Below are 25,407 nucleotides of genomic sequence, written 5' to 3'. Positions count from 1 at the left end.
GAACAGATTATGGCAACACCACAATCACAAGATATCTCAAATTGCTTAAGCGCAGCTTTCGATACAGTCGATGGTACATCGCCGGGTAGCTGGTCTTTATGCTATAACGGCAATCAAAATACGCTGTCACTTTCAGCAACAGTAACGACCCCAGATAGTGTTCTTGAGCCGGCACCGAAACTGGTTTCTACCATAGATACCAAGGGCCTAAGCGACATGATCACTTTTATCTACCAGGTTAACTTGCAGATGCAGAAAAAAGTAAAAAACTCGAATAGCACAGGCAGCAATGGATAAAACCAATCAGAGTATTCGTCTTAGCGGGAGAAAAACATGAGTGATGAAAAAGACAACTCAGGTGAAAATGAAATAGATATTCAAAACGCCGTGAATATTGATCCACTCACCAAGACTTCGTTTGCTCAATCGATTGCTTTTGCAGTGCACAATGAAGTGGATGCGATACGAAATCAAAATACGGTCAACTTAGTAGTTATGGGCTCCGCTTATGCGAAATGGTTAGAAAACCCCACGATGAGCAGTGAATTTGAAACCATTATTGAAGGGGCGACATTACCCAATGAACCCATTTTCGGCCCCGACTCCCCGTTGGGTGGTGAAGACAGCTCCCTCGGCACAACGAGGTTAGCAACCTCATTACTCAGCCGTTTTTTGCAAAAATAAATGACCACCAGACAGGCAAAATCATATTTCGTTATGACAGTGCTAGCAGTTGACAAAACCAAGCGCCAATCGGCGCTGAAAATCTAATCTTCGTCCCACAATTGTTTTAATATTGCTTCCTGGCGACTTGCTGTTTCCTGCAGCGCCTCGGATGTGGCATTGATACCGGTTGCCTTCCTGGTAGCAGTTAGGGCGTCTTCTGAATTCATGTCTTTCAGCCATTTTTCCGGTTGCCAGTACCAACCAAATCGATCATACCTTGGTGTATTCGACATCAATATTCCCTTTTTGGTAGCAACTTAGAGATGAATCACTCTAAAAAAACCTCCGGTAAATCATCATTATTACTGCCACCGTTAGCAGCACTCTCAGTATCAGCATCAAGCTGAGGGTTGAGATTGCTTTGTAGTGCTTGGTTATCCTTTCTGCCTTGCTCGGCAGGGAACGGTATGGGCAGAAATGGAAACTTATTAACGATTTCATCAAAAAATTCCACATGCCAGTTGAGCAAAGTCTGAAGGTTTTTGAGAAACGCCTGCCTTGCATGCAGTTCTGCTTGATAGTCGAACCAGCCTGCAGCATCTTCAGGCGCGGGAGCAGACATATATAAAGCGGTTAGCCCTCGATAAGTAATAGTGTAGGCACCAGAAATCGCTTCAAGCATCGGTTTGATATTACTTTCCGGCAGCAACATAAGCTCTTTGCTGTCAATTAGAAGTTGTCGAAAAACCTCTTCAAACTCGTCCACCAAATCGTTGCTTGGTTGTGGTTTGAAATATTGATTAGTTTTAGCAAAGAGAACTGCATCGTGCAGCACAGAATTGAGGTATAAAAAATCGTTATTTGCTGATGGCTGAACAGACATAATTTAGCTCCGATAGATAACTGCAGAATTACCAAAAAGCAGGCTTTTCAGATGGACATTGGCGAATTTCATCTGGCACAGAGTCGCGCGGCTCGACTTTGGTAAGCATCAATAATTCTGCAGCGCTCTCTGTAGCAGTAACCCGCTCAGTGCAACTATTGAATTCTGGTTTAAATTCTTGCCATGCTTGCATAATTTGCGCATCGGATTTACCTATCTGACACTTCAACCACTGGTAAAATTCAGTGACTTGCTGTAAAAGCCAAACTAAGTCCGGGTTGTCATAGTCTTCGGTGCCAAGCAGGGAAATACTTTGCATCACTGGCGTAAGCATTGCTTCAAGTTCATCAATTAATTGTTTTGATAACGCCTTACCACGGCTTTGTAATAGCGCCAATTGTGCTTTTCTCATCCAGCTCAACAAGGTCATTCTTGCTGAATCATCGCCCTCACACCGTCGTAAACGGTCCATAAAATCTATTGTTTGTAATTCCATTGACTCTCCTCCCTTGACTTAAGTGTAGAGAAAAATTTTGCCAGATACGTGCCAATCTGTCCAAACTCACTTGCGGACAAGTAGAATAAGATTAGCAATGTCGAAAAGCGACTATAGGATAAAAGAATCCACCTTCATCCGGCTGCATATAACCTAATACACCCAAGCTTTGGCTGTTATCGACCAGAGGTTGCCCTCAACGCTGCTCGTCTGTTCTGTGCCGTCTCATCTGTAGTGGATTTTTGTCAAAAGTGTTTTTAAAGGCCGTAGAAAAATTAGCCTGATCCGGGTAACCCACAGAGGTTGCAATTTCCTGGATGCTCCTGTCAGTGCTCACCAACAATTCCATCGCTTTGGTCATGCGTTGCTGCCGAAGCCAGGTTGCCACCCCTTGACCTACCTCATTTTTAAAGGCGTTAGATAAGGTATTGCGATTGGTGTACAAAGCACGGCTAATGGACACCAGAGTGAGATGTCGATCAAGATTTTGCAACATATAATCACAGGCTTTCTCAACCAGTTGTGACTGCCTGGAACTGACTTCAACATCAGAAAAAGCAGAGTGTTGGAATACTGCCTGATAATCAGGAAAAGAAAACATGGACAAAGAGCTCAGCACCTGTTGGCATATACGAATCAACAGGTCAGTAGGCTGCTGAGTCAGCGTACCGACAATTTGAAAAGTTGTACTGCGTAAATCGATGACAATTGCAGTGCTTGCCTGCCCTTGCAATTTGTCCCTTGCTGCTGAAAAGCCCTCCTCAAAATCCACTACAACAGCACTTATCTTTTTTTAAAGGTAGTGGCATTAAATCGAGTCAAAGAGGTAAAGACATTGCATTCATAACTTGCTTTCAAGTTTTCTATAACTGGTCTCATTTGGGGGGAACCATGGGTTAAAAACACGACTAAAGGTAATTCTAAATACATTTTGATACTCGCTCTGTTGTAAAGGTTATTATTTTACCCTTCATAAAAACAGTTGCACGGAGTATATGTTCCAAACCATTACAATTCATTACATAGGAGCACTTTCAAGAGAAGTTAACTTATCAGGCATGAGAGCGTATGACTCTCATAATACCAGTTTCTTCAGCTAGCGAGCTTTAGTGTCCTGCTTGCTCTCGACACTTTCATTGGTAGAGTTTATTTGCAGTTTTTGTTCTGCATTTTCAAGGTGAAACTGCTCTTTAAACGCGCTGGGCAACACTTCAATACCAAACTTTTGCCCAAGCTTAACAATTGCAGGTAACGTGATGGGAGAAAAAGGCAAGATCACTACCACGCTGAGTCCCAAGCCCTTAATCACATCCCGAAATTGTTGATTAGCCTCCTGCATCTCTTGCTCTGTCGCTTCACCTCGAGTGTATTTGTGGTACGTCGCCAGCATTTGTTTAGTTTCTTGCCGCTCTTGTGCTAAGCCTTTTTGCAGTACAACAAGCGCCTTGCGCACCTTAAAAGACAACTCCTTGTGGTCAAATATTTTGCTATCAAAAAGCTTCTTTTGCTCAGTAGACGGCTTAGAGCGAAAGATCTTTCTATTCTCTACCGCAGACCGGATGCTGTTTAAAAAATTTCTACTCTGGATTCGCAATGGCGGTAAATTCTCCTCTTACAATATTTCTAATATGTGCGCAACGTGGACAAAATACAATGTTTACCTGAGTAAAATTGACAGCGAGAAAAACTTCGCTGATATTGCAGAGACAGGAGAACAAGATTCCGGAATTTCTTTTCGATATATTTCAAATATGAACGGCAATAACGGGAAGTCAAACGACGGACCGAAACATCAACCTAAAAGCAACTTTGGTGTCATCAAGAACCAGGGTAGGCAAGGTTTTGCCAATGAATCGCCGAATTTGTCCAGAACTCGTTCAAACGCTACCACCGATGCACCGGGGCGCAGTCGTGCCAATGCCGTATTTGACACTCCAACCAGGAGTCGAGCCAATGCGGTATTCGGGGCCCCTGAAGGCTTTGGCAAAATTAAGAATGAAGGTCGCCAAAATAATCAGCCCGGCAACAGCAACACGTTTGGTATCAAAGATCAGCTACAAAATTTGGGAAGAGCTGCTTTCGCTAAAAATCCCGACCGGGCGAACATGAGCTTCGGTCAAAAAACGGGCTTTAATCTAATGTCTGGCTTTATGGATAAGCTTATTGGCGAAGCGGAAAAACCCAATCCCGGCGAAACGCCACAACGTCCCGGATTCCTGCAACCTCCAGGAAATACAGGTTTTAACCCCAATGGGGAAATGGACAACCGCAGAACGAGTATGCAAGCTCAACCACAGCAAAGTAATGATGACAACATCACCGCAGGGGAATTCATGAAACGCTTGCAAACGGCGATGCAAGATCCAGCAAAATTCAAGCGCGAAGCACAACAAAAACAGCAGGAGCGTGCGGCCCAGAAAAATCATCAGATACAAGAGCAACAACAGCAAAGGCAACACACTGGGGCTCCTCAGCAACAGCAGCCTACGGCTCAAGATTTTTTCAAAGAATTGCGCGGCGCCTTGAAAGACCCCGCAGGTTATAAGCGTCGCGTCGAAGCGCAACAGAAACAACAACAAAACCAGCAACCATCTACTCAAGCGGCAAAAGGGGAAGCACCTCGAACCCCATCACCTGGCCGCGAAGCACAGCAAAACAATAAGACTCAAGCCCCAAAACCCAAACCAATAAAACCCTCCCCCAGGAAGTAGCCACATTTTCAAAGCCACCAGCTAGTCTCTTACTTTTCCTGACATTTCAAAAACCTATACCAACTCCGGGATCTGCGCGGCCTGGACCTGAACAGCGAGCTCCACTTTAGTACTCCAGTCATATTTATGGCTACTTTTATTACCTTTAAATTCAATGTGTTACATCCCTTTCGCTGTTTTTGTAAGGCACTGTAATAGCTAAAGTCCATGCCTTCACCTATTTTTATTGTGGATATTTTAATTACCTTAACAAGGCCATTAAAAAGTATCCGAAGAACGTTTTGAGCACAGTACAAGATGTTTCTCTCAAGCCGGATAAGGAGTCAAAATGAGATTTGAGGCCAGAACAAAATTACCTATGGAAATGGGGACGTTCGACGTTTCTATCTTCACAAACGCGCAAGGTTTAGACGTTGTTGCCGTCCATCACGGCACGTTGGACCAGCAAAGCGACCTCCCTGTTAGAGTGCATTCGTCCTGCTTTACTTCAGAAGTACTGGGCTCACAAAAGTGCGATTGTAAACAACAACTGGACTATGCCTTGAATTATGTCTTCCAGCATAACGGCATCGTACTTTATCTATTGCAGGAAGGGCGCGGTATTGGCTTGGCCAACAAGATCCGCGCCTATGGTTTGCAAGAGCAGGGTTACGACACAATAGAAGCCAATACTAAATTAGGCTTACCTGTAGATGCCAGAACCTATGAGGATGTGAAAGGGGTTCTCGATTATTTCTCAGTAAAGTCCATCAAACTCATGACCAACAACCCTGACAAAATTGAGCAACTAACGGGGCTGGGTATCGACGTTACAGGCAGGATCCCCGTTCCTGCCACCCCAACCTGCAGTTCCATTGATTACCTTGATACCAAACAAAAACTAATGGGACACATGATTAAAACCCGCTCACTCTACGAAACCCAGGAAAAAGTTAACCATAGGTCACTAGAAATTTCGCAGCGGCCTTTTGTGCATGTTAATTTTGCCATCACCAGACAATCAAAGCTGGCAGATACAAAAGGGCAATGCTTGTCAATCTCCTGCGATAAAGACTGGCAGCGGGTGCATGGTCTCAGAGAGACTTATGATGCAATTGCGGTGGGTGCCAATACCTGGATAAACGATTCCCCAAAATTAACCAGTCGTACTGAATGTCTCGGCAGGAAACCTACCAGCCAACCCCATCGGGTCATCTTTGGCGGTCATCACACGCTTCAAATTGAAGACGACACCCAACCAAGAGAAACCTTTGTGGTGGGAGCCGATGTGGCGGGTATCAGTGGCTGTCACGCAATATACAGCGCCAACCACTCCTTAACTGCACCACTAAAAGAGTTAAAACGCGCAGGAGTAACATCTTTGCTCGTTGAAGGAGGACCGACACTGATCAAGTCATTCCTTGAGCAAAATGCGGTGGACAAGCTCACTGTTTTCGTGGCCTGTCATCAAATACCGGAGGCCGTACAAGCATTGACGCAACTGGTTAAGACTCTTCCGGAAGACGAAATATCGGCACAAAAGTTTGGCAAGGGCACACTGCTTAGCGTGAACCTGACCGAATCCGAATCCCAGCAACTGACAGAACAATTGGATGTTGCGATATGAAAAACACGATATTTGGTTTGTTGAGTCGCGAATGCCAGGCGACGGATAAAACTTATAAAAAGCTGCGAGAACTCACTATTGCCTGGACTCGATACCGCTACCAAGGTGAAATCATTGAGAGAGCCACTGTCGACGAAATCATGACAAAGGCCAGTCTCAAGAGTGCTGACTTTTGCTTGATTCAAGCCTCTGGACACATCATTGATGAACGCTGGTATTTATCTAACTGGGGTAAACAAGGGTTTTACGATTCCATTGCAGCGCTATCAACAAAAAACAATTTCCTTGTGGCTGCAGAGCCAAACCACAGAAACACTAAAGCGCTTAACACTGATTGTTTGTTAGTGAACCTTGAAAAATATCGCGCACTTGGCAAACCTGCCTTCACTGGAGGCGTCAGCGAAACTTCAGGCGCTAACTGGATTGCACAAAGCCATAAGCACAATCTGACTCTGCCGACACTGGGAGATAATATCAACCATTGCCGTTTCTACCTTGATGAACTTGAGCAGCCCACCCAGTTATTAACTACACTGTTTGGCCAGCCACTGGCTCATGCTTCGCTCAGCTTTGAAGAACAAAGTCCGCAACAACGCTTCATCGAGAAAATAAACCGCCAAATCAACAACGCCAAAAACGGGGTGTTCCTGTTTAATATTGAAAACTACGGCGAGATTGAAGCACAGCAGGTTGCACAGCCTCTGGAGGCCTTGTTTTCCGTTGCTGCTGGCTTCAAACCCTATCGCATACTTTTAGAAAAAGGCTTCACACAAAACACTCAGGTTATATTTTTTGATTACAGCCAAAGTGCCCTGGATATTAAGAAGCACATGATTGAGCATTGGGACGGTGAAGATTTCCCGAGATATATCGCCCAACTGTTCAAAACCTTTCCCCACCCCGATGTGTTTTATCAATTGTGGGATGGCACCACACCTGACAATATCGATTGGTCTGACATCACCTGGATGTGGCAACAAGAGCTGGAAAAATGGGGAGGTGCAGAAAACTTTAAAGCCCACTGGCAAGATTGCCGTCGCTTACCACACCAATTCTTGTCCTGCGACCTGCTTAACAACCGTCAACCTTTGTTAAACAAACTGGCGGAGTTTAAGCGCAGTTACCTCTGGTGGAGCAACGCATTTTTCACCATCTACAGTCATTGGCACTTTGATGCCGATGCCCGCAAACAGCAATACATCGACTGGCTCAAATCTCTGCAAAGTGTTGCACCAAACTGTGAAATTAGTGGTGCTGATCACAACAATGCCGCAGTCAATGGCCTTACTGTAAGTGAATACACCAAACAATTTGAGAGCAACCACTGCGACCAACTGCACCCACAGCAAATTAACAAAATCAGCATGCAATTTTAATAAGGGCTTTTACCATGTCAGACTTAGATCACACATTCACCCGTCATCGCGGACCCATAACCTGTGCGACGCATATTCCCCGTAGCAATAAAATAATTACCTCTGGCTATGACAGTGCCGTAGCGCTATTTGACTACACCTCCATGGAGGTTGAACTACTTGGTTATCACGAACATCTGGTGAATCGCGTCAGCGTTGACAATGCAGGCAACTTCGCCGCCACCGCGTCTTCCGATTACAACGTTTACATCTGGGATTTGCGCGAGAAAAAAGTAAAAACCGTGCTGCGCGGCCACAACGATGATGTAGAGGACTTTGTGTTTTTATCCGACTCCCGAGGTGCGTCGGTTTCCAGAGACACCCGCATCATACTGTGGGACCTCAACAATGGTGCTATCGAAAAAATCATTCTGGGACATGAGAAAGATGTTCTTTCCATAAACCATAGCAACGGCAAGCTTTACACCTCAGGTGACGACATGACGTTGCGTGTCTGGGATGTGGAGACAGGCAAACAACTGAATATGATTGGCCCGTTTGAAACAGAAACTGATACCTGCGCCATTGACCCGTCCCGAAATCGCATTGTCTTGGGCTGTGACGATGGCTTTATACGTATCTTTGGTTTGCAAAATGGTGAATTGATTCAGGAAATTGCTGGCCATCAAAGTGCCATTAAAAAAGTGGCTGTGTCACCGGTGACTGGCGATATTCTGTCCGCCGCCTACGATCAAAAGATCCAAATATGGGACAACCACAATTTTGCGCTGGTGTGCACCCTTTCCCATCATAAAGCGCTGTGGGAGCGGTCTTTTAACTGGAGCGCCGATGGTAGACAAATTATTGCCGGCAGTTTTGATGGCACGGTTCTTATCTGGTCGGCTGAATCCGGGTTATTGTTGGATGAAATAGGGGACAAATCCCGTGAGGGCAACGCTTGTTTCAATGACCTGGCTGTCAAAAACGATAATGAACTGATGGTTGTCAGTGACGACGGTATCGTACGCGACATCACCTTAACCCCTCAAGAATCACACTGTAATCAAGAGAAACGTCCAGACCAAGGGCGCATTCTGATGAACGCCATTGCCTGGTCGCCCACTACTCGGCATACGATTGCTGGTGCACACAACCAGTGCCTTTATTTTTTTCCTGAGCGCAGTGCCACCAGTAACCTGGAAGTTCGGCTGGACGAAGGTCCACTCAATTGCTTAAGGGTTGCCACTATACCAGACTATCAGGGGGATATTTTTGCCGCCTGCTACAGTGGTACTGTGGTGAACCTGTCCGACAAAGGCACGATAAAACAACGCCTGGCCATCCACCCCAACGCAGTAAAAGCGCTGGCACTACATCCAAGCAAACCTATTGGGGTAAGCTGCTGCGCTGAAGGCACGCTACGCGCATGGTACTTTGATGGCGAGATTATTGCCGACTATAAAGCCCATACCGCCATCATAGATGATGTAGATATTTCTCCGTCAGGCAGGTTTATAGCCAGTGCAGGCCGTGACTTTACCCTCAAGGTTCACGATTTAAATAGCGGTTTATTGTGCGCCAATATCCCACTGGGTAATCGCTCGCCGAAGGCCCTGAGCTTTGTCAACGATGATACTGTCATAGTCACAAATTATTGGGGAGAACTTCTTCGGGTTGAGATTTCTGCTGAAAAAGTCAGTCGTAAAACCATTGCCCAAAACGGTATCAGTGGCATTGCCATCATAAACCAGAATATCGCCGTAACCTCTTACGATGGCTCAGTGTATCTGGTACATCCGGACAGCCTCGAGATCATTAACCGCTACAGTGCGATGATCCAACGAGTTGAGCCTGTTTGCCATGTCTAAACTCTCGACAACAACACATCGCTTTGTGATCCTGGCAGCGCCTCGCTCCGGCAGTAATCTGCTGTGCACTATGTTGCACTCGCATCCCGATGTGTTGTGTCACCATGAGGTATTCAATCCAGACGGTATATTTGTGGCTGTCCCCCTACGTGACAGCGACTTTAGCCTTGGCACATTGGCACAGCGCAATGCCGATCCCGCCGGATTTATGGCATCTCTTTGGTCGCAAAACCTCAACTGTACTCATGTGGGTTTTAAAATGACCCACAAGCAACATCTCAGCGCCTTTAAAAGCGTCTGCGCTGACCCAAACATTCACAAAATTGTGCTCACTCGGCGCAATCAAGTGGCGGTTTATGTTTCCCGACTTATTGCCGAGCAAACCGGTATTTGGGAAGACTACAGCGATAAGGAAAATGCTGCAGCAAAGGCGGTCAAGGTTAACCCCAGTTCGCTTCTAGAGGCCATTCATTACAATCAACATTATTACGCGGAATTAGAAAATACCTTAGTTGGCAATGTCACACACCTTGCCTACGAAGACTTATTTAACAGCAAAGAGCAAATTCGCCTGCAGGCTGCTTTGGGCTTGCGCCCACAGCCGTTGCAGGCCAGAAGCCGCAAACAAAACCCATATCCACTTGCACAGCTAATAGAAAATTTCGACAGCTTGAAACTGGAATTATCTCGCAATCCAAACTCTCGCTCGCTGGTGAGCGAATTAAACACTTAACCACAGCAGAGGAACACACCATGTCAATGCTAAACAAATATTCACACCATGCGTTATCTCGATTGAGTAAACGCGCATTGCTTGTAGCCCTTTCGACGCTTACCTTAACAGCGGGATGTGTCGGTTCAAGCGGTGCAAAAAGCCCAGACACCAACAATATGTTCGTGAAAAATGCACGACTACCATCTGATGTCGATATGACTTGCACTGTGTCAGATGCAAAATTCAAAACCTGGTTTAAAGGTGACAGTGTTATTGCCAACGGGGCGGTTGATCCAGCAGACAGCACCGACAAAATATTCGCTGATTTCGAAAACAATACCCGTTGTGATTTTTATCGTTGGGGCGCTCAAATGTTTTTGTGGATGACCAGCGCCAATGAGAACTACCACGTATTTAACACCCCGCCGCAGTTTTATGATGTGTCTGTTGAAAGCGACAAAAAACGCGAATTCATCGCATCGAACGGCACATTAGCCATTGGTCTGCGCGAGGGTAAAGGTGATGAGACGATAGAGCTTGGCCAGGCGGGAGAAGACGACGTTTTAATCTCGCAAAAAGAATCACTGGTTTATTACAGTATTTATTCCAATGACGCCTATGCCATGTACTTAACGGGTATGGCTATCAAAAACGGTGATACGTCATTAATAGACAAACTTCCCCCCCTCATCCAAAAAGGGATCAAACCTTTGGCGTCTCAGTTACCCGAAGAGTTTCCCTACAACACCTCGCAAATGTTTGACCTGGATGCACTCGCAGCCTTGTATGGCAGAAAACTGGTTGATCCCAAAACCATGATCATGGAGATAAAAATCTCTTGGGTGGATGCGGATACCGTAACAGATCGCGATGATTACCTTATCACCCAAGCTACCGTGCCGATTTTTGACAGAACCACCGATCCGAAAAAGATGTGGAAGTACTCCGGCGAAACTGAAACCAAAACGCTGGCCATGGTGGGATTCCATATTGGCGGTACAGTTGCAGGCCACCCGGAAATGATCTGGAGTACCTTTGAGCATGTTAATAACCAGCCGAATAACAGCTATGACTACTACGTAGATGCCAAGAAAAAAACCACCAACACCCAATCTTTTAATGCTTCTGGCGATTGGGTTTTCTTCCCGGACAACGGCACTCGTCCAGCTCAAATTACACCCAACGCCACCTCTCAACACATTGACGGTAGTTCCGCTTCGACAGCGATTGTGGCCAAGCCAAATAAATCTATTGGCCCGGTGGATGTTTACGGTGTTAATCCATGGGGCAACGTACAAAATGTGGCTGACTTAAAAGAGGCAACATTGGCTAATAACACGGACCTGGCCTCTATTAACAAGTCGGTTCTGTCTAAACTTGCCGATGGCGATATCCGAGGCAATTACCTGCAAGTAGGCGGCATTTGGTCTGCTGAGGGACAAATTCCTGGTGGCTATCCGGTGATGTTCCCACCCAGCACAAACAATGATCCAACCAATACTTACTTCCGCGGTTCATTGTTCCTGGCCAACACGACAATGGAAACATTTTATCAATATCAAACAGATATTGATGGCGCGGTGTACCACGCCAATTGCTTCTCTTGTCACAACTCTAACAACGATGCTGCGACTAATGTAAGCCATATTTACCAAGCGTTGCAGCCACTCAAGTCGCCAAAAGCAAAGTAATAATTTTTTAATCAACTTCACTAAAGGTGAATGAAATGAAACAGACAACAATCAAAACAGTAAGCGCTTCTCTATTGAGCGCACTATTAACCATGGGTACCGCTCATGCAGGTTATAATGGCAAAGGTGGTGTTGACGATGGTAGCGCCATCAGCGCTGCCGAACTCACTCAAAATGGCTACCAGTTCCCCAATGAATTAGTGCCCAATGCCTCTCAAACACAATTGGCAAACCACGCCTGGCGTTTATTTATTGCCGCTAACCAACCTACTACCGCAACACTGCAAAGTGGTGCCGGTAGGGCGCAACCAGACGCCAGTCGCAACTTTAACTCCACTGATGGCTATAAACCACAGGCGAACCCAACCGTTTGGCAAAGCTTTTATCATCGAGCTGAAGCCTTTCCTTATTACAAGGCTGATGGCAATAAGCCCGCCTCCCCGGCAAATCAAGTACCTACCTACTATTACTATTTAGGTGAAAACAGTAACAACCGGACTGCAGAGCAAAAAGTGGTAACCGGTGCCAACTATGTCAACCTGGATGAAAACAACCAGGTGAGCCAAAACATGCTGTATTACAGCCATGGCACTGATCCCGATTTCCCTGTGCTATTTATGGCAAAAGTCAATGATGTTGAGCTGGATTACGTGTGGGATATCAACAGCGCACGATTTGCGCCTGATAGCCTGGAATTCCCGCACCCTGTGGTCACTGGTGATCAAGCGAAAACGGTATCCACCATAGAGGTGAAATCTGCCTGGCGTCGTGTCAGCGATATGAAGAATGTGGATCCCACCAAGTTTCATCAGGTTGAAGCCACTTATTATGTTGGTGATGACGAAGACTATGAAGCGGTTTCTGATAAGTTTGCTCTCATCGCATTGCACATTATCCAGAAAACCAATAATTATCAAACCTTCATCTTTACCACCTTTGAACATGTGGATGCGGTGGTCACCTCTGAAGGTACCATCATCGATCCAGAGATCGATTTATCCTATACGACATTAAAATACGGAGCAGACTCTCCTACCCAAACCAACGCTTATGGTGCTTATTCAGTTAATGCTCCAGGGCAAACAGCGGCATCAAATTCGCGTACGGACTACACCCTACCAGCTGCTGGTGCAGCTGACGATTCCAGGTTCCCGGTTAAGCGTTTGAAAACAATCAGCGCCGAAGTCAACGATGTTAATAATCAGGTTACATCGCTTATGCCAGCAGACTCTGTGTGGCGAAACTATCGCCTGAAAGGCGTACAAGCCGTCCCTACCAGCTACCCGGACAACAATGGCACCGTGCCGCTTGATTATTATCTGGCAAACATCGTAGTGGAAAGCAGCCAGCCGGGTCTGCAGCTGTTTGCCGGAACAGTGGTAAACCCAAATTCCAGTAATCAAGAAACCTTTACTAATAATCGTGCACTCCCCGGCAATGCAGCAAATGCACCGGGACCTAATGTATCGCCCGCTCCACAAAACGATAAAATCGGTGCCGCTGAGTGGACTATGGGTGGTTGCATGGGTTGTCACGGTAATGCACAGGTTGCAGGGCAAGACATGAGCTTTTTAGGTTTTGGTATCGCTGGCAATGGTTTCTTTGTGGATCCAGTAGCCTCTTCTGATATGAGCACCAAAGAGCGCAAAGCCTATTACGACAAATTGATGAACCGCAAAGCTTCATCATTGCAGCAATCCCTTAAGTAGGCTTATAAAAATGAACGCCAGCCCCATTGATATTCAGTTTATCGCTGCCGGAATTGCCAATGCCAAAGCGACAGTGGTCATAGAAGACCAGCATCGTGGATTTTATATTGCAACTTCTGGTAGTGGAGTCAGCTATTTTCAACCCGATGAAAATCGTTGGCAAACCTTCACTGAAGTCGATGGGCTGGCAAATCCCGATATTCGCTCAATGCTCAAAACTCAGGGCAATACTTTCTGGTTTGGCACCGCCAATGGCACCAGTTGCTATTGCCCGTCAACACGAGAATGGACAAGTCTTTTCATGGCTGATGGCCTGCCAAACAACTCTGTCTGGTCGCTGCTGGAAGATCAACAACAGAATATTTGGTTCGGCACCAATGGCGGTGGTATTGCGGTGTTAGCACATGATGCAGACTTAACAGCAATCAGCGCTTCAGACTGGACGATTTACAACACCCAGAATGGCTTAATTGGCGACCGTGTGAACACCCTACATCAAGACCAACAAGGCAATATTTGGGTGGGAACAAATACCGGTGTTTCATGTTTAGAAAGGCAAAGCAAAAAGTGGACAAATTACCTCAAACATACAAGCATAAACTGCATTACCAGCGATAAAGAAGGTAATACCTGGTTTGCCACTAATCGCGGTCTGATCTGCTACAACCTGAAGAACAACCGCTGGCAAACATTTAAGACCGATTCCGGCTTAGGCTCCAACACAGTGCAAACCCTGTCTTATTCTGAAACAGGCGGATTGTGGGTTGGTACCAGAATGGGGATCAGCCACTATCACAGTGAAAACATAGCCAGCCCTGACTGTCAGCCATTTATCACCTTAACCCAATCAGATGGCTTAACTGACAACATGGTTTGGGGGCTTTTTCAGGACACAAACAACAACCTTTGGGTAGCCACCTGGGGCGGAGGGGTGAGCCTGTATAACCCTGAAAAATCCACATGGAAAACCTATACCACCCCATCCGAATTCGCCGATACTTATACCATGTCAGTGATCAAAAGTGGTGCTCAACACGTCTGGATTGGTACGTGGGGCGCAATCAGTCGCTATAACCTTGAAAATGGTGAATGGTTAACACTCAGCAGTGCCGATAACTTGCCAAACAACAACGTGCAATGCCTGGCGCAACTCAAGGACAATGAAGTGTGGACCGGCGCTTATGGTGGCCTGATCCACTACCTGCTAGACACGCAAACATGGCATTTTTATACCGAAGATGATGGCCTGACGAGCAACAATGTGACGGCACTACTCGCTGACAAAGCGCAACAAGCTCTCTATATAGGCACGGATAAGGGCCTTTGCTGCATATCAGAAAACAATGACAAGATAGCAGCAATGTATACCGAGCAATTTGCCAATCAATCAATAACCAGCATTTACCTGGATAACCACCACAAACTGTGGGTTGGCACCCAAAGTGGTGTTTTTCAACAGACAGAGCAAAACAACTGGATTCAATACACTGAAGAACAAGGCTTACCGTCATTAAACGTGACCGCCATTGCCATAGACGACGAACAAACTATTTGGCTTGGGACAGATAAGGGGCTTTGTCGGTGCCAACAAGATGAATCGAAATTTGAATTATTTGATAACCTGTCCACGCAAGTCAGTGCTATTGTCTACGCTAATAACGCGGTCTGGATTGCTGATAGCAGTGGCATGTTATATCGCTTTGACTGTGCATCATCAGAGCTGCTTTCTCTGACGGCTTTCGGTGCAGATCCACTGACATCACTGGCTGTGGATGAACGAGGAGACCTGTGGGTAGCGTCCCAAGGCGGAGGCGCATTCTGGTTAACCCTTAATGGCCAGGCTGCGGGCTATATGCAGAATTTTACTGCGGGTGCTCAAAACTTCGCTTCGGAGTTTGCAGTGCAGCACCCTTGGGTGGTCAGCGGGCGTCCGGAAGCCGTTGCAGCAACAGACATTCACAGCGATATTGCCATGACCATTGCAGTAGCACACCGCCCTTACCTTTGCGTATCAAGGCTGGAGCGCAAACCAATGGTTTGGGTAGGCTCTGATGAGGAGGGTTTGTATTTTGAATACGTGGACAGCAACCAGCCAGTAATCAAACCCACAGCCGAAACCCGGATTAGTGGGCTACCATCAAGACATATTGTGGCGTTATCAAATTCAGATCCTCATTGCAATAACGAGCGCTTGTGGGTGGGAGCAAGCAGTGGCCTGGCTCTGGCCAATCAGAAATCGCAATGTACTGAAAAAACCTATAGCTATCCAGAGATCCCTTGTGGTCCCGTCAGTGCCCTTGCCACAAACTCAAATATTCAAACTCTGGTGGCCTTTAACAAGATAAACAAGGTGCAATTTCACGATGAATCATTGGCACAAAGCCGTGAACGTACCCGGCTTTGGCTAGTCACAGAGCGCTGCGAGGAATTGCGTCTCAGTGGTGAGCAGGCCCGCGTTGTCGACACCAGCACTATTTCCTGCATTTATCCCATAGACGCGCAAAATTTTTGGTTGGGTACTGATAAGGGCTTGTTTAATGTGTGTCTGGAGAACAATCTGATAACGCAAATCGAAGCAGTGCCTAACAATGCTCAGGTAACGAAAATCGATGCCAGTAGGTGCAGAAAAGCCGCAGTTTTGACCTTCGACCAAAAAAGCAATAAACCGGCTCTATTCTATTCTGAGGACATTGCTAGCAGTCCTTTATCAGGCCAGCCGTTACCAGCATCGCTAAACCATATTAGCAACATCGCTTTTGACAGTGATTCCGGCACCTTATATGCCTGTGTCGGTAGCAATGTTTTTGAACTCACTTATTTAAGCTGACTTATTTGAACGGACGGATCAGGGCTTCGCGGCCCAATTAAACCGAGCGACTATTTAAAAATAAATAATCAATAATAATGGGAACACCATGCAACTATTTTGCGCGCCAACCTATCCAGATAAAGAGCCTTATGGCCTTGCTGTTATTCTTCATCATCTGGACTATTCAGTAACACTAACCCCAGACACCCCCTTTGACGCCGCCGTATTATGGGAAGATAAAACTTTTTTGCAGGTGCCGGAAATATTGCAAGATATTGCTCAAAGTAAACCGGTGATCAACATAGGTTGCACGGATATCAGCAAGCAGCATGTAGAAAACACCATTTATCGCTTATTTGGCCAAACTACCTTTATTGATCCCACAACATACCGAGGTAAATGTATTTTCAAGCCCGATGGCAATGCAGTCAGGCATGGTTTCGTAGTGGATTGCCCGGTGGATACAATTCAGCAAGATTGGGTTTATCAGCGCATTATCGAAACCAGAGAAAACGGTTTACAAATTGAATATCGGGTTCCGGTTATATTGGGGGAAATCCCTTTGGTTTATGTGTCGCAACGGGATTATCCCACCAGCGATATCCGCCAGTGCAAGCGCCACAAGTTAACGCCTGTGCCAGCAACAGACGTACTCAGCCCACAAGAAATGCAAAACATGTTGCGCTTTAGCCGGGAAATCGGCATGGATTTGGGAGAGCTGGACGTGATGCGCTGCAAACAGGATGGTCAGCTGTACATAATAGACGCCAACAAGACTGCGGCTGGCTATGGACTGGAAAACCGGGCCTGCTGGAGCCCCGGTGATCGCAAAAAGGTGATCGCCATACTGGCGCAGGTATTCGATAAAAATCTCAAGTTACGCATCAAGGAATACGAGCAATGCCTCAATCAAAAAGCGGGATAAACACTAATTTCGTGCGCGGTCTGGTTTCGGTCATCATCCCAACCCACAACCGCGCTGAATTGCTCAAAGCTACCCTCGATTCTATTGCACAACAATCTTATCGCCCGATAGAAATTTTAATTATCGATGATGATTCAAAGGATCATACAAAACAGCTTATTGAACAATTCAGGCAACGAGAAACATCCTCAGGGTTAACTGTACACTATCAGTTTCAGCAACACCGAAACGCCAGCCTTTGCCGAAACGAGGGCTTGCGACAATGCCTGGGTGAATTCATCCAGTTTCTGGATTCTGATGATGTCATACACCCAGACAAAATAGCGGAACAAGTGGCCCTGCTAAATGCTGAAGAGCTGGATTTTGTCTGGTCTGCCACCATACAATTTACCCAACAGCCGGACTGGAATGCACCTGTATACGTGGGCGGTCATGGAGATTACGCCAATAATGAAGATTTGCTCATCGCCTTTATTAACAAAAGTCAATGGCGCACCGATTCGGGTTTATTCCGGCGCTCAGCCTGCATAAAAACCGGATTATGGTCAGCCATTAGCATGTTCCAGGATTGGGACTATCACATCAGATTACTAGCCTGGCATCCCAAGGTAGCGCACCTGAATAAAAACCTGTCAGCCGCAAGGCAACACAATCAAGGACGTATTGGTGATAAATGGGCCAATGGCAGCGGCCTGGATGGTGCCTTAAATGCCCTTATGAATATCACTGAAGCCACACAGGATGGCTATCGAAACAACCTGGATTGGCAAAAAGCCATACTCAACCGCGCCCGTGAAATTCAACAGCAAGCGCAAAACACCAGAAACAAGACCGTTGAAATTGCAGCCGCAGACTTTGTTGCGCGTTATTCCACTTTGTGCGGCTTGCAACTGAAAAATGAAACAGCGGAGCCCGTTTTGAATTAACACACGGAGATGAATACACGCCTTTGTAGTGCATCGATTGCGGTCATTACTGTATCAGTGATTGAAACATTCGTTGAGAACGAAAAGAAATACGCCAGGCCAGACGCAAAGGCAATGCCCCTGAAGTGAACTTGTACTAACTTATATTTTTATCAATTATATCAAAGGCTTGTGTGGGCTGCGTAAGATGATTTACTATTTGGCCCAATTAGGTATCAAATCTTCTATGAATAATCGTGGTTGCAGCCTAACTCAAAATGCTTGTTAAGGTCATAATTTTACCCTAAACTATCTGCATATTCTGACAAAAAGCCTTGAGCGGCATACAAGATTTGCCGTTCATTGCTCCCTTGTGACAATTGTTTCCTTGTGACAGGGAAAAGTAACTTAGGTAATGGGCTTTCTTTATCAAAAGTTGAAAGTTCTACTTGGAAAAATCAATGAGCAAATCAATAAACGAAAATCTGGCCACGATGCTACGACAAGTAAGAAAAGACTCTGGCTTTACTCAAGTTGAATTCGCAAAGAAAATAGGCTGTAGCAGGGAAACAATAATAGCAGTAGAAAAACTTCACCCCGGCACAATTCAATCGCTAGAGATGGGCTTCGTCGCTCGTTGGTGGTTTCATTCAAAATTTGCAGCAACTATTGAAACTAAAACAAAATTTGTCTACCTGGTTAAAAAAGCTATGCACATAGAGTGATTAGCAGCTTTTTCACAAATCTTTCTTTAAGACCAGCGATTGCCATTTCAGCAATCGCTTTTATGTTTTATTACTTCTTTGATGCAGAAGCATTTATCTACGTCTTTAATCTTGTCTTGTTGTTCTGCGGCCTATCTGTAATTAAGAATATCCCTTTACTAAGTATTGTTCTCATTATTGCAACTGTGCGCTTAGGGGAATACACGATTTGGTATCTTCCTCTTGAATCCCTGACAGTTAAAATAGCTATTTACCTTTTCTCACTGCTGCTCTGTATTTGGTTAAGGTGGGATAACTTCATTAAACTGTTTACAGTATTGTTTATCTCCGTGTTCAGTGCCGAAGTATATTGGTATTTTACAGACTACCCTGCACCAGGAGGTGTGGTATGGGGCATGATATTATCATCCTTTGCAGTGGGCCTGCGCAGTGTATTTCTCATGCGTCCCGTAATTTTGGCTAAATTTACAAAGCAAGAACCCGTTTCCCTCGATCTCGACTTTTATTTTTATATCCTGTTATCAGCACATTTTTTAGTTCACGCCCTGACAGTCGCGGAATACCTTGTCAGACACTTAACTACTCTCAATCCTTTAATCATTTGGACTTACAGCGCCCATGTAACACATGCCTTAAATGTGATCATCATAAGTCTGTTTTTTTACACCTCATCAAAAGAACTATCGAAACAAATCTTTAAAGCTTAGATTTTTTACCAACACCAGTAAAATGCCGTATCCTAATGTGGGAGCCTTCCCACATTTGAATAAATTTCAATCAGTGGATCTCACACAACAAAACCTTAATCTGGAGAATAAATTATGAAAATTAAACACATCATCTTAGCAGTAACCTTAACTTTAGCTTCAACTAGTTCATTAGCGACGGATGGCAGAAAACGCCCACCGGCACAAATGGAGGAAACGGGATTCTCAGTGGAAATTCTGTTGAGTTGGATTGGGTTAAGCGAATCAAACTCTTAGTTAACTTGTGATTTTTTAACCTGGAGAGTAAATAATGAAAATTAAACACATCATCTTAGCAGTAACCTTAACTTTGGCTTCAACCAGTGCATTAGCAACCGATGGTAAAAAACGCCCACCGGCACAAATGGAGGAAACGGGATTCTCAGTGGAAATTCTGTTGAGTTGGATAGGGCTAAGCGAATCAAACGCTTAGTTTAAAGAGGGGCTGCCTCAGCCCCTGATTTCGTCAGATAGTCCAGTAGCAACTCGCCAAGACGGATTTATTCAGGATATCCCTCAATCAAAGCCTTCCCCCTCTGAAACCGACTGATAGCTTAAACTTTCGTAGCAATTGAAACGCAATAGAACGAGATGAATGCTGATCCCCCGTTTATGGGGTAGAGCCAGCCAACGGAATGCGTTGGAGTGCATTAAAAAGGGATGGTGCCCAGGGGCGGACTTGAACCGCCACGGCCTTGCGGCCACTAGCACCTGAAGCTAGCGTGTCTACCAATTTCACCACCTGGGCATACTAATCAAAAATGAGGTTTTGAAAAGCGACGCTTTCAGGACAACATCCCCGAAAACGGACGCGAAAGATAAAGCTTCCCGGCGTGTTTGTCAATCGTAAAAATGCTAAGATTGCTGGAAATCATCAAATTACCAAGCGATTAGATTAATCCATGAGCGATCAGCAATACGCTATCCCCGCAACCCCAGTAATTTTTGAAGAAGAAATCAAAAAAAGCCGCTTTATAACGCGCCTGATGCACACACCTTCTATAGAAGCTGCTAAAGCCTTTGTTGCCCAAATCAAAACCGAGTTTAATGATGCGAGACACAATTGCTGGGCCTTTGTAGCAGGTGCTCCATCGGATTCCTTACTGTACGGCTTTAGCGACGACGGCGAGCCTTCCGGGACTGCAGGAAAGCCTATGCTCAACCAATTAGCTGGTAGTGGCGTTGGCGAGATCACTGCCATTACCACGCGCTATTCTGGCGGCATAAAATTGGGCACTGGGGGTCTGGTCAAAGCCTATGGCGGTGGCGTAAAACAGGCGCTTTTAGAGTTGCAAACAGTGCAAAAAGTGCCAGTCACCAGCTTACAGCTGCGGGCACCTTTCGATCAGGTCAATTTAGTGGAATACGTGGCAAAAGAACAAGGCGGCATCATTAGCGACAGAGTCTATAGCGATGTTGTTTGTTGCAAGCTTGAAATCCCTGCCCAGCTGGCGCAGCTTAGTAAAGATAGACTTATCGAGCTGAGCAAAGGAAAAATTCAAACCATAGACGATTAATCCGGTTTTGCGCTAAATATCAGGTTTTCGAGATCATCTACCAATACATGGGTTTGGTAGTATGGGAAAACTGGTTTGTTATTGGGTCCAATAGAGCGGATTGTATGACGTTTCGCTTCACCTTTAACCATGAGTTTACGACCTTTCAGTGCGCCCTCAATATCGTGGCCATAGTTAACGCGTAATTTATCGATTGACTCAGGAGGAATCTTAACGGTCAGACAACGGCGGTCGCGATAATCTTCTTCTGAGTTTAAATAGAGCCAGCCATTAAATAGTTGCGCTCGTTTGATGTCGAATTGGAAAACGGCTTTGTGACTCACGCCATATTGATGTTTCTTTTCCGAGTGCTCAATGGCCTGCATCGGCGTTTGCGCACTTAAATAATTCTCCCACAACTCCCCTGTCTCACGTATGGCAAACAGAAATTCGTCCTTCAAAGCGTTCAATTCTTCTCGATGTTGCTTTCTAAGCGCTAACGCCTCATCGTAGGAGAACCTTTTGGCGTTAAATTTTGCTCTTTTTTGTCCGATATCACTTTCATAAAAAGCGATGAGTTCTTGTAGCTCATCAGCAGTGTAATAATCTGCATACTGCTGCTTTAATGCGATTTGTGACAGCAACTGTTCTTGATGTCTGGAAATTAGCACCTCGTAATCCTTGAGATACTCTTTGAAAAGATGCTCATTGTTATCGGTTTGAAACGTCGCACGAATGTTCTTTTTCTCTCGCTCCAGGTTGTCAGCGATGCGCTTTTTTCTCCGCTTTTCAATTTCATCGCCAAACGAAACTTCAAACAAGCGTTCCACCAATTGCATCTTGTGCTCTTCGTCTTGTATTTCTGCGCTAAATACCTGCGAAGAACTCAGCAACAACAATCCAACAATAGTAATTGATAACCTTCTCATACTAAATCCCTGTAAAAACGGCATAAAAAAACCAGCCAACCGGCTGGTTTTTTACTCTAAATTAATAACTAAAGCAAGGCTTAGCCGTTAACGAAGTCTTGACCTAATTTGATGTCACCACGCAGGCCTTCCAGCATGTCGTCTTTAGCTTTTTGTTCGAAAGCGCTTAACTCGCCGTATGGCAGAATTTCTTCAACACCTGCAGGACCTAAGCGTACCGGGTGAGCAAAGAACTCAGCGTCATCGCTGTTGGTTTCAACATAAGTGTATTCAACTACGTTTTGACCATTCATAGCATCGACTAAAGACAAGCAGAAACGCGCCGCCGCCTGGCCCATTGAAAGTGTTGCAGAGCCGCCGCCCGCTTTTGCTTCAACCACTTCAGTACCCGCATTTTGGATACGAGTAGTCAGTGATGCCACTTCCTCATCAGTAAACTGCACGCCATCAACTTGAGATAACAGTGGTAAAATAGTGGTGCCAGAGTGACCACCAATTACCGGAACGTGCACTGCTTCAGGGCTCAAGCCTTTCAATTCAGCAACAAAGGTTTCAGCACGGATAACGTCCAGAGTAGTTACACCGAACAATTTGTTTTTGTTGTAAACACCTTTCTTTTTAAGTGCTTCAGCAGCAATCGCAACAGTGGTGTTAACAGGGTTAGTGATAATACCGATGCACGCTTCAGGACAAGTATCAGCAATCGCGTCTACCAGATTGCGTACGATACCCGCGTTGATGTTGAACAAGTCAGAGCGGTCCATACCTGGCTTTCTTGGTACGCCAGCAGGGATAAGTACCACATCGCAACCTTTCAGCGCGTCAGTCAGGTCGTCTTTACCGAACCCCTGTACTTTCACATCAGTAGGAATGTGGCTCAAATCAACAGCAACACCCGGTACCACTGGGGCAACGTCGTACAGTGACAATTCAGAACCCGCGGGTAATTGAGTTTTCAAAAGAAGGGATAATGCCTGTCCAATACCACCGGCAGCACCTAAAACTGCTACTTTCATTTTATTCTCCTATGAAGTGCAAAAATATCGCGTTTTTAGCCTGCCTCAAGAATAGTCATACTATATTGCTTTGTCAGGCTGCGAAGCCGTCTTCTTTGTGAGCTAAATCAAATTTAGTCGTAAAGAGGACCGATCAGTTAATCTATCAGTCGGTTAGTGTATGGTCATTTTCTGCAAAATCAATACACATTATCATCATCAGTTGTAACGTTTACTTTTTTGTTACATGTCGGCAAAATAGCCCCTCACATTGAATGGCGAGCAAAATCAAAGATGACCAGCAAACAAGAAGAAGAAATAAAGGCGTTTAAAGAAGTTTTAAAAGCTGAGTCTTACGGCTCTCAAGGCGAAATCGTCGAAGTACTAAAGAGCATGGGTTTTGCCAATATCAGCCAGTCAAAAGTATCTCGTATGCTGAGCAAGTTTGGCGCAGTACGGGCCAGAAATGCCAAAGGTGACATGGTTTACTGCTTACCCCCTGAATTAGGCATGCCCACTGCCAAAAGCCCGCTAAAACAGCTGGTTCTGGATGTTGAGCACAATGGTGTGATGATCATTATTCGCACCACACCAGGCGCTGCGCAGCTCATCGCTCGCTTGCTAGACTCACTAGGACGCTCTGATGGCGTATTGGGCACCATAGCCGGTGACGACACCATCTTTATTGCGCCTTCTTCAGTGGACCAAATTGAAGAAATACGCCAGAAAGTAGAAGATTTATTCGAAACCGTTTAATTACTTTTCTTTAAAAAATAAAAAAGCCCGCAATAAGCGGGCTTTGCTTTTTAATAAGGCAAACTTAGCGTTTTTGTACCACCAGGCTACCAATGGAATAACCAGCACCAAAGGAACACAACACTCCATAATCCCCTGCCTGCATATCTTCTTGATGCAAATTAAAGGCAATCAATGAACCAGCAGAAGCCGTATTGGCATAGCGATCTAATACCACTGGAGCTTCAGTAGGATTGGCATCTCGGCCTAGAATCTTCTTGGCAATCAACATATTCATATTGATATTGGCTTGGTGCAACCACCAGCGCTTAACGTCATTGGCGGTAAGATTGTGTTGTCCCATGTGGGCCAGGATGTGCTCGGCTGCCATCGGACACACCTCTTTAAAGACCTTGCGGCCTTCTTGATGAAACAACTTATCAGTGCCAAAGGCGTCCACATCATTAGCACGGCTCATGTAACCGAAATTGGAACGAATGTTAGAAGAGTATTTAGTTTTGGCCGAGGTGCTCAGTATTTCATATTGATTGTCAGAAACACTGTAATCTGCCGCTTCCACCACCATCGCCGTGGCCACATCACCAAAAATGAAGTGACTATCGCGATCACAGAAGTTTAATTGCGGCGTTACCAACTCAGGGTTGATCACTAACACCGAGCGCGCCGTGCCGGATTTCACCATCTCCCAGGCGCGGTGCAAGGCAAAGGTTCCTGCCGAACAAGCCACCAGCATATCAAAGCCAAAACCATCGATACCCAATGCTTCCTGGATTTCAATAGCGACAGCTGGGTAAGCTCTTTGTGTATAGGCACAAGATACGATTACGGCATCAACTTCACTGCCCTTTCTACCTGCTGCTTCTAATGCCTGTTTGGCGGCCTTAACACCAATCTCTGCCTGATTGGAAAGCTCATTTTCAGCGCGTTCCGGAATTATCGGACGCATACGATTAACATCAAGAATACCGTCTTTAGTGTAAACGTAACGGCTCTTTATGCCCGACGCTTTATAAATGAATTCTGCGCTGGAATGGGGTTTAGCGGCAATTTCTCCGCTTTCGATTTGGTCGCTGTGCTCAGCGTTAAATTTGTCTGCAAATTGATTATAGCTATCCACCAACTCTTCGTTGCTGATGCTAAATTCTGGGGTCCACAAGCCTGAACCACTAATCACTACCTGGGTCATTGTTTCTTGCCTTTAATAAAACAGTCTTTAGCTTAACCATAAGTACTGAAAAAGTCATTTATCCGTGCTCAATTCATGCCTCTGTAACCATGTCGCAACGCAAGTTTATGTACAATTTTTTAATAAATTTGCGATTTATTGGTCATCGTTCTACCTATTATGCCGATGATAATGTACATTTAAGTGAAAGATTCGTGACTTTGAGCAATCCCTACATGCTCATCGCGTTACATGG

At 45.4% G+C, this 25,407-nt stretch carries 25 protein-coding genes and 1 tRNA gene; 17 read left to right on the top strand and 9 right to left on the bottom strand.

What is annotated here, in order from left to right; all coding sequences use genetic code 11:
- Window positions 1-9: 9 nt before the first annotated feature.
- Both ACXAGP_RS14910 and ACXAGP_RS14905 read left to right on the top strand, forming a co-directional pair.
- On the top strand, window positions 10-297 hold the full coding sequence (locus ACXAGP_RS14910; RefSeq protein WP_475262356.1) for a hypothetical protein: 288 nt from the start codon (window positions 10-12) through the stop codon (window positions 295-297).
- A gap of 36 nt (window positions 298-333) precedes the next feature.
- Entirely contained in the window at window positions 334-684 is a 351-nt protein-coding gene (locus ACXAGP_RS14905; protein ID WP_475262355.1) for a hypothetical protein, read from the top strand.
- An 83-nt stretch (window positions 685-767) separates the two neighbouring features.
- Here ACXAGP_RS14905 and ACXAGP_RS14900 read toward each other — a convergent pair whose 3' ends face one another.
- The 5 genes from ACXAGP_RS14900 to ACXAGP_RS14880 form a co-directional block, all read right to left on the bottom strand.
- Entirely contained in the window at window positions 768-959 is a 192-nt protein-coding gene (locus ACXAGP_RS14900; protein ID WP_475262354.1) for a hypothetical protein, read from the bottom strand.
- Between the two features lie 35 nt (window positions 960-994).
- Complete coding sequence (locus ACXAGP_RS14895) at window positions 995-1,549, bottom strand: hypothetical protein (protein ID WP_475262353.1); 555 nt, start codon at window positions 1,547-1,549, stop codon at window positions 995-997.
- A 28-nt stretch (window positions 1,550-1,577) separates the two neighbouring features.
- Window positions 1,578-2,045, bottom strand: a complete 468-nt coding sequence (locus ACXAGP_RS14890) for a hypothetical protein (RefSeq protein WP_475262352.1) — start codon at window positions 2,043-2,045, stop codon at window positions 1,578-1,580.
- Between the two features lie 196 nt (window positions 2,046-2,241).
- Window positions 2,242-2,817, bottom strand: coding sequence for a helix-turn-helix domain-containing protein (locus ACXAGP_RS14885; RefSeq protein WP_475262351.1), 576 nt, complete (start codon window positions 2,815-2,817; stop codon window positions 2,242-2,244).
- Window positions 2,818-3,141: 324 nt separating this feature from the next.
- Window positions 3,142-3,498 carry a hypothetical protein gene (locus tag ACXAGP_RS14880; RefSeq protein WP_475262350.1) on the bottom strand — a complete coding sequence of 119 codons (357 nt, stop codon included), beginning with the start codon at window positions 3,496-3,498 and terminating at the stop codon, window positions 3,142-3,144.
- Window positions 3,499-3,604: 106 nt separating this feature from the next.
- Here ACXAGP_RS14880 and ACXAGP_RS14875 point away from each other — a divergent pair, with 106 nt between their 5' ends.
- From ACXAGP_RS14875 to ACXAGP_RS14815, 13 genes are all read left to right on the top strand, one after another.
- Entirely contained in the window at window positions 3,605-4,756 is a 1,152-nt protein-coding gene (locus ACXAGP_RS14875) for a hypothetical protein (RefSeq protein ID WP_475262349.1), read from the top strand.
- Window positions 4,757-5,084: 328 nt separating this feature from the next.
- Window positions 5,085-6,362, top strand: a complete 1,278-nt coding sequence (ribA, locus tag ACXAGP_RS14870; RefSeq protein WP_475262348.1) for a GTP cyclohydrolase II RibA — start codon at window positions 5,085-5,087, stop codon at window positions 6,360-6,362.
- Window positions 6,359-7,738, top strand: coding sequence for a hypothetical protein (locus ACXAGP_RS14865; protein ID WP_475262347.1), 1,380 nt, complete (start codon window positions 6,359-6,361; stop codon window positions 7,736-7,738). The genes ribA and ACXAGP_RS14865 overlap by 4 nt, the downstream gene beginning before the upstream one ends.
- Before the next feature lie 14 nt (window positions 7,739-7,752).
- On the top strand, window positions 7,753-9,585 hold the full coding sequence (locus ACXAGP_RS14860; protein WP_475262346.1) for a WD40 repeat domain-containing protein: 1,833 nt from the start codon (window positions 7,753-7,755) through the stop codon (window positions 9,583-9,585).
- Window positions 9,578-10,318: a hypothetical protein gene (locus ACXAGP_RS14855; protein WP_475262345.1), complete on the top strand. Its 741-nt coding sequence runs from the start codon at window positions 9,578-9,580 to the stop codon at window positions 10,316-10,318. Before ACXAGP_RS14860 ends, ACXAGP_RS14855 begins: the two co-directional genes overlap by 8 nt.
- A gap of 20 nt (window positions 10,319-10,338) precedes the next feature.
- A complete protein-coding gene (locus ACXAGP_RS14850) occupies window positions 10,339-11,991 on the top strand; it encodes a hypothetical protein (protein ID WP_475262344.1) in 1,653 nt (550 codons plus the stop codon).
- A 35-nt stretch (window positions 11,992-12,026) separates the two neighbouring features.
- Window positions 12,027-13,700, top strand: coding sequence for a hypothetical protein (locus ACXAGP_RS14845; RefSeq protein WP_475262343.1), 1,674 nt, complete (start codon window positions 12,027-12,029; stop codon window positions 13,698-13,700).
- 10 nt (window positions 13,701-13,710) lie between these two features.
- Window positions 13,711-16,527: a ligand-binding sensor domain-containing protein gene (locus tag ACXAGP_RS14840; protein WP_475262342.1), complete on the top strand. Its 2,817-nt coding sequence runs from the start codon at window positions 13,711-13,713 to the stop codon at window positions 16,525-16,527.
- Between the two features lie 88 nt (window positions 16,528-16,615).
- Window positions 16,616-17,434, top strand: coding sequence for a hypothetical protein (locus ACXAGP_RS14835; RefSeq protein WP_475262341.1), 819 nt, complete (start codon window positions 16,616-16,618; stop codon window positions 17,432-17,434).
- Complete coding sequence (locus ACXAGP_RS14830) at window positions 17,410-18,360, top strand: glycosyltransferase family 2 protein (protein WP_475262340.1); 951 nt, start codon at window positions 17,410-17,412, stop codon at window positions 18,358-18,360. The genes ACXAGP_RS14835 and ACXAGP_RS14830 overlap by 25 nt, the downstream gene beginning before the upstream one ends.
- A 440-nt stretch (window positions 18,361-18,800) precedes the next feature.
- On the top strand, window positions 18,801-19,064 hold the full coding sequence (locus ACXAGP_RS14825; protein ID WP_475262339.1) for a helix-turn-helix transcriptional regulator: 264 nt from the start codon (window positions 18,801-18,803) through the stop codon (window positions 19,062-19,064).
- The gene (locus ACXAGP_RS14820; RefSeq protein ID WP_475262338.1) at window positions 19,061-19,771 is read left to right on the top strand and encodes a hypothetical protein; all 711 of its coding nucleotides are present in this window, start codon (window positions 19,061-19,063) and stop codon (window positions 19,769-19,771) included. The genes ACXAGP_RS14825 and ACXAGP_RS14820 overlap by 4 nt, the downstream gene beginning before the upstream one ends.
- Window positions 19,772-20,081: 310 nt before the next feature.
- Window positions 20,082-20,243 carry a hypothetical protein gene (locus ACXAGP_RS14815; protein WP_475262337.1) on the top strand — a complete coding sequence of 54 codons (162 nt, stop codon included), beginning with the start codon at window positions 20,082-20,084 and terminating at the stop codon, window positions 20,241-20,243.
- A gap of 228 nt (window positions 20,244-20,471) precedes the next feature.
- On the opposite strand, the gene ACXAGP_RS14810 is transcribed toward ACXAGP_RS14815, so the two are convergent.
- Window positions 20,472-20,558, bottom strand: a tRNA-Leu gene (locus ACXAGP_RS14810).
- 154 nt (window positions 20,559-20,712) lie between these two features.
- Here ACXAGP_RS14810 and ACXAGP_RS14805 point away from each other — a divergent pair.
- Window positions 20,713-21,327, top strand: coding sequence for a YigZ family protein (locus tag ACXAGP_RS14805; RefSeq protein WP_475262336.1), 615 nt, complete (start codon window positions 20,713-20,715; stop codon window positions 21,325-21,327).
- Here ACXAGP_RS14805 and ACXAGP_RS14800 read toward each other — a convergent pair.
- Together ACXAGP_RS14800 and mdh are read right to left on the bottom strand one after the other, a co-directional pair.
- Window positions 21,324-22,235 carry a DUF2059 domain-containing protein gene (locus ACXAGP_RS14800; protein WP_475262335.1) on the bottom strand — a complete coding sequence of 304 codons (912 nt, stop codon included), beginning with the start codon at window positions 22,233-22,235 and terminating at the stop codon, window positions 21,324-21,326. The genes ACXAGP_RS14805 and ACXAGP_RS14800 overlap by 4 nt on opposite strands.
- A gap of 80 nt (window positions 22,236-22,315) precedes the next feature.
- A complete protein-coding gene (mdh, locus tag ACXAGP_RS14795; RefSeq protein WP_338291356.1) occupies window positions 22,316-23,251 on the bottom strand; it encodes a malate dehydrogenase in 936 nt (311 codons plus the stop codon).
- Window positions 23,252-23,524: 273 nt separating this feature from the next.
- On the opposite strand from mdh, the gene argR reads away from it, so the two are divergent.
- The gene (gene argR, locus ACXAGP_RS14790) at window positions 23,525-23,986 is read left to right on the top strand and encodes a transcriptional regulator ArgR (RefSeq protein WP_475262334.1); all 462 of its coding nucleotides are present in this window, start codon (window positions 23,525-23,527) and stop codon (window positions 23,984-23,986) included.
- Between the two features lie 64 nt (window positions 23,987-24,050).
- On the opposite strand, the gene ACXAGP_RS14785 is transcribed toward argR, so the two are convergent.
- The gene (locus ACXAGP_RS14785; RefSeq protein ID WP_475262333.1) at window positions 24,051-25,172 is read right to left on the bottom strand and encodes a beta-ketoacyl-ACP synthase III; all 1,122 of its coding nucleotides are present in this window, start codon (window positions 25,170-25,172) and stop codon (window positions 24,051-24,053) included.
- Window positions 25,173-25,407 lie beyond the last annotated feature (235 nt).

Source organism: Planctobacterium sp. AWM4_229 (assembly GCF_056160305.1).
This window is presented reverse-complemented; position numbering and strand designations above follow the sequence as displayed.